Source organism: Arthrobacter agilis (assembly GCF_002953615.1).
Lineage (GTDB): Bacteria > Actinomycetota > Actinomycetes > Actinomycetales > Micrococcaceae > Arthrobacter_D > Arthrobacter_D agilis_B.
Genome location: NZ_CP024915.1, coordinates 76775 through 81728, shown reverse-complemented (window position 1 = coordinate 81728; position 4954 = coordinate 76775). Strand labels below are relative to the sequence as shown.

Annotated in this window: 6 protein-coding genes; 3 read left to right on the top strand and 3 right to left on the bottom strand. The window is 70.4% G+C overall.

Going from position 1 to position 4954, the window contains the following annotated elements; translation table 11 throughout:
* Positions 1-119 (top strand): ThuA domain-containing protein (locus CVO76_RS17180; protein WP_244186273.1); only part of this gene is annotated, 119 nt, incomplete at its 5' end.
* Positions 104-1234 (top strand): Gfo/Idh/MocA family protein, encoded by a 1131-nt coding sequence (locus tag CVO76_RS00375; RefSeq protein WP_208740291.1) that lies wholly within the window; start codon positions 104-106, stop codon positions 1232-1234. The genes CVO76_RS17180 and CVO76_RS00375, both read left to right, overlap by 16 nt.
* A gap of 82 nt (positions 1235-1316) precedes the next feature.
* Here the strand turns inward: CVO76_RS00375 and CVO76_RS00370 are convergent, their stop codons facing one another.
* Genes CVO76_RS00370 through CVO76_RS00360 form a run of 3 tightly spaced genes read right to left on the bottom strand, consistent with a single transcriptional unit; the run spans position 1317 to position 4157 of the window.
* Entirely contained in the window at positions 1317-3566 is a 2250-nt protein-coding gene (locus CVO76_RS00370; protein WP_208740290.1) for a heavy metal translocating P-type ATPase, read from the bottom strand.
* 1 nt (position 3567) lies between these two features.
* The gene (locus tag CVO76_RS00365) at positions 3568-3792 is read right to left on the bottom strand and encodes a heavy-metal-associated domain-containing protein (protein WP_208740289.1); all 225 of its coding nucleotides are present in this window, start codon (positions 3790-3792) and stop codon (positions 3568-3570) included.
* Positions 3793-3827: 35 nt separating this feature from the next.
* The gene (locus tag CVO76_RS00360; RefSeq protein ID WP_208740288.1) at positions 3828-4157 is read right to left on the bottom strand and encodes a metal-sensitive transcriptional regulator; all 330 of its coding nucleotides are present in this window, start codon (positions 4155-4157) and stop codon (positions 3828-3830) included.
* A 141-nt stretch (positions 4158-4298) separates the two neighbouring features.
* Between CVO76_RS00360 and CVO76_RS00355 the strand changes: the two genes are divergently transcribed.
* The coding region (locus CVO76_RS00355) for a DUF305 domain-containing protein (RefSeq protein ID WP_208741644.1) at positions 4299-4954 on the top strand (656 nt) is incomplete at its 3' end.

Genomic DNA, 4954 nt, shown 5'->3' with positions numbered 1-4954 from the left:
CCCGCCAGTGGGGCGAGGGCCGTATCTTCGTCGCCACCCCCGGACACCGCGTGGAGATCCTCGACGATCCCAACGTCCGGACCATCATCGAAAGGGGTTTGCTGTGGGCGAGCCGTTGAACGTCGGAATCATCGGCTGCGGAGCGATCGTGGCCCAGTACCTGAAGACCCTGCCGTCGCTGGGATCGGTGAACCTGAAGGCCGTGGCGGACCTGGACCCGGGCCGGGCGCAGGCCGTGGCGGACTCGCAGGAGGGAGTGCGGGCCCTGACCGTGGACGAGCTCCTGGCCGACCCCGGGATCGACACCGTCCTGAACCTCACGATCCCTGCCGCCCACGCGGAGGTGGCGGCTCGGGCGATCGCGGCCGGCAAGAACGTCTACGGCGAGAAACCGCTGGCGGCGAACACGACCGAGGCCCGGGAGGTGCTCGCCCTCGCGGAGGCCGCCGGGGTCCGGGTGGGGTGCGCTCCCGACACGGTGCTCGGGACGGCCATCCAGACCGCTCGCCATGCGATCGACGACGGCCTGATCGGCCGGCCCATCTCGGCCACCGCGACCATGGTCACGCCCGGCCATGAACGCTGGCACCCCAACCCGGACTTCTACTACGTGCCCGGTGGCGGGCCGCTGCTGGACATGGGCCCGTACTACGTCACGGCGCTGGTCACCCTGCTGGGGCCGGTCACGTCCGTCATCGGAGCGGCCAGCCACACGCGGGAACAACGGACCATCGGCGGCGGACCACGGGCGGGCCAGACGGTGCCGGTGACCATCGACACGCACGTCACCGGTGTGCTCGTGCACGAGTCGGGCGCCCTCTCCACCCTGGTCATGAGTTTCGACGCCGTGCAGACGCGATCCTCCAACATCGAGATCCACGGCGAACGGGCCAGCATGACGGTCCCCGACCCCAACTACTTCGACGGGGAGGTGTCCGTCTGCGCCCTGGAGAACAGGGGCAACGACAGGGAGATCGGGTGGGAGGTCCTCCCCGCCAGTGCAGGCTATATCGGAGCCGGCCGCGGGTACGGCCTCGCGGACATGGCCCTCACCCCGCCGGGTGAGCAGCACCGGGCCAACGGGGAACTGGCCTACCACGTCCTCGACGTCATGGAATCCCTCCTGCAGTCGGCTGCGGACGGGATCGCCGTCCGCGTCCGCAGCACCGTGGAACGGCCCAGGGAGGTCCCCCTGACATCACTGTCCGATCTGGCATCGGCCACATCCCGCTGACGGACCGACGGCGGAAAAGACCGGAGCGGTGCCGGCACCCGGTCGGCAGGAGCCGATCGGGTGCCGGCACGGGCCGGCGGGATCACCGCCCGAAGCTGCGCAGCCTCAGTGAATTGGCGACCACGAGGACAGAACTCGCCGCCATCGCCGCCCCCGCGAGCATCGGGTTGAGCAGGCCCAGTGCAGCGACGGGGATGCCCACGGCGTTGTAGAAGAAGGCCCAGAACAGGTTGCCCTTGATGGTGCCCAGCGTCCGGCGCGAGAGCTCGATCGCCTGGGCGACCTGCTCCAGACTGTTGCCCATCACGGTGAGGTCCGCCGCCTCGATGGCGACGTCGGTACCCGATCCCATCGCGATGCCGAGGTCCGCCTGGGCGAGCGCTGCGGCATCGTTGACGCCGTCGCCGGCCATGGCCACGGTCGCCCCTGCCGCCTGCAGTTCGCGCACGGCGTCGACCTTGCCCGCCGGAGTCACCCCGGCGCGGACGTCCACGGCGTCGATCCCCACCGCGGCAGCCACCTGCAGGGCCACGGCACGGTTGTCGCCCGTGAGCAGGACGGGCCGCAGCCCGAGCCGGCGCAGGTGTCCGATCGCGGCCGCGGAACCCTCCTTGACGGTGTCGGACAGGGTGATGATGCCCGCGACGTCGCCGTCGACGGCCACCCACACCGCCGTCGCTCCCGCGTCCTCGGCGGTGCCGAAGGCCGCCGTCTGCTCACCGGTGGGGCGGATCCCGTTCTCCTCCAGCCAGGCTGCCCGGCCGGCCGTGACGGTCACGCCGTCGACCTCGCCGCGCACGCCGCCGCCGGGAGCGCTGGAGAAGCCCGTCGTCTCCGGGAGCCTGCCCCGCGCGGCGGCGTGCCGGGCGATCGCCTGGGCGATGGGGTGCTCGCTCGCGGCCTCGACGGCGCCCGCGAGGCGCAGCAGGCCGGGGGCGTCCATGTCGGACAGCACGACGACGTCGTCCACGGCCATGGCACCCGTGGTGACCGTGCCGGTCTTGTCCAGCACGATCGTGTCCACGGTCCGGGTGTCCTCGAGGACCTGGGGTCCGCGGATGAGGATCCCGAGCTGCGCGCCGCGGCCCGTGCCGGTGAGCAGAGCCGTGGGCGTCGCGAGGCCCAGGGCGCAGGGGCAGGCGATCACCAGGACCGTGACTGCCGCGGTGAAGGCCGCGTCGAGGTCGCCCGTGAGGACGAGCCAGAGCACGAAGGTGAGGATCGCGAGGACGAGCACCACGGGGACGAAGACGGCGCTGATGCGGTCCGCGAGCCGGGCGATCCGGGCCTTCCCGCTCTGCGCCTGGCTGACGAGGCGGCCCATGTGCGAGAGCACGGTGTCGGAACCGACGCGCGTCGCGCGGACCACGAGCCTGCCCGAGGTGTTGATCGTGGCGCCCGTGACGGCGTCGCCCGCGGTCACCTCGACCGGGATGCTCTCTCCCGTGAGCAGTGCGGTGTCGACGGCGCCGGCGCCCTCGGTGACCACGCCGTCGGTGGCGATCTTCTCGCCCGGACGGACCACGAACTCGTCGCCCGGGATCAGCGTGTCGGCGGGCAGGGTGACCTCGATGCGCTCGCCGTCGACGGTGCGGAGCACATGCGCTTCCCTGGCGCCGAGGCTCAGGAGTGACTTCAGGGCGTTCCCGGCCCGCTGCTTCGCCGACGCCTCGAGGAAGCGGCCGAGCAGCAGGAACGTCACGACTACGGCGGCCACCTCGAAGTAGAGGGCATGCGCGTCCATGCCGGCCATGCCGGGGTGCTGCGTCAGGGTGGGATCGGCGGCGAGCTGCCAGGCCGAGAAGAGGAAGGCCGCAGTGACGCCGATGGACACGAGGGTGTCCATGGTGGAGGACAGGTGCCGTGCGTTGACGGCGGCGGCCCGGTGGAACGGCCACGCGGACCAGGTGACCACGGGGACGGACAACGCGAAGACCACCCACCCCCAGTTCGCGAACTGGAGTGCGGGCACCATGGAGATCAACAGGACCGGCACGGACAGGAGTGCGGCGAGCACCAGCCGTGCCCCGAGCAGGGACGGCGTGTGCTCATGGTCGTGCGCGTCCCCGCCCGGTCGGTCGGGATGCACCACGTGGGCTCCGTATCCGGTGGCTGTGACGGTGTCGATCAGGTCCTGGTCGCTGATGGAGGCGGGGACCCTGACCACGGCGCTCTCCAGTGGCAGGTTGACGCTCGCCTCGACGCCGTCGAGCCTGCCGAGCTTCCGCTCGACACGGCCCACGCAGGACGCGCACGTCATGCCCTGGATGGACAGTTCGACGACGCGCTGCTCCTGGTCGGCGCGCTGCGCCGGGATCTGCTGCGTGGCCATGTCAGGACCCGGCGGGCACCACGGTGTAACCGGCCTCGGCGACGGCTTCGTCGATCGAGGCGGCATCCAGTGGTGCGGAGGACGAGATGGTGGCGGTCGACGTCCCGCCGTTGACGAGGTCGACGTCGACGGTCTCGACGCCGGGGAGCCCGGACAGCTCGCTCTCGACGGCACTGACGCAGTGGCCGCAGGTCATGCCGGTGATGTTGATCGTGGTGGTGGTCATGGTGTTCTCCTCGGATCGGGGTGGATGGTGGCGGATCAGCGCAGGAGCCGGCCGATCGCGGCCGTCGCTTCCTGGACCTTCTCCTGGACGGCGTCGTCGTTGCCGGAGACCTGGGACTCCTGGGCTGCCCCGACGACGCAGTGTGAGATGTGTTCTTCGAGCAGTCCCATGGAGACCGCGTGGAGTGCCTTGTTGACGGCTGCGACCTGGGTCAGGATGTCGATGCAGTACTTGTCCTCGTCGACCATCCGCGCGATGCCGCGCACCTGGCCCTCGATACGGCGGAGCCGCTTGAGGTAGGCGTCCTTGTCGGCGGTGTAGCCGTGCGGTGCCGTGGTCGCGTCCGTTGTGGTCTCGGTGGTCATCGATTCGCTCCTCGCATGTCGTCTACGATACCCTCAGGGGGTATAAGCCACCACTCCGACCGGATATTCCCCTGTCGAGGGAACGCCCAGCCGGACACCGTAGGGTGGCTGACCGGCACACCTCCGAATCCAAGGACGTCCATGACCCTCTCGCTGTCCGGCTGGCAGAAACGAGTGCTCCTGATCCTCGCCGCGATCGCGGTACTCGCCCTCTTCGCGCTGGCCTTCACCGCAGGACGCATCTCGGCAGGGCCCTCGTATCCGGGCACGGACAGCGCGGATGCGGGATTCGCCCGGGACATGCAGGTGCATCACAACCAGGCCGTCGAGATGTCGATGATCGTGCGCGACAGCGCCACCGACGAGACGCTCCGTGCGATCGCCTACGACATCGCACTCACCCAGCAGCAGCAGGCGGGGCAGATGTACGCCTGGCTCGAGGAGTGGGGGCTGGGCCAGAGCAGCCCGCAACCCCGCATGGAGTGGATGGCCGCGGGATCCGGTGACCACGGCGGCATGGACATGGGCTCGGGGGACGGCGCGTCCATGCTCACAGCCGACGGCCTCATGCCCGGGATGGCGACCGAGGCCCAGCTCGAGGAACTGCGCGCCGCCGACGGCGAGGACGCCGAGAGGCTCTACCTCACGCTGATGATCAACCACCACACGGCCGGCGTCGAGATGGCCGAGGCGGGTGCCGAACTCGCGGAGACGAGCCAGGTCCGGTCACTGGCCACCAAGATCCAGTCCGGCCAGCAGGCCGAGATCACGCTCATGCAGGGCATGCTCGACGCCCT

Bases quoted from the DNA above. Each gene is read 5' to 3' on its own strand.
- CVO76_RS00370 (WP_208740290.1), bottom strand. From the start codon at position 3,566: ATGGCCACGCAGCAGATCCCGGCGCAGCGCGCCGACCAGGAGCAGCGC.
- CVO76_RS00365 (WP_208740289.1), bottom strand. From the start codon at position 3,792: ATGACCACCACCACGATCAACATCACCGGCATGACCTGCGGCCACTGC.
- CVO76_RS00360 (WP_208740288.1), bottom strand. From the start codon at position 4,157: ATGACCACCGAGACCACAACGGACGCGACCACGGCACCGCACGGCTAC.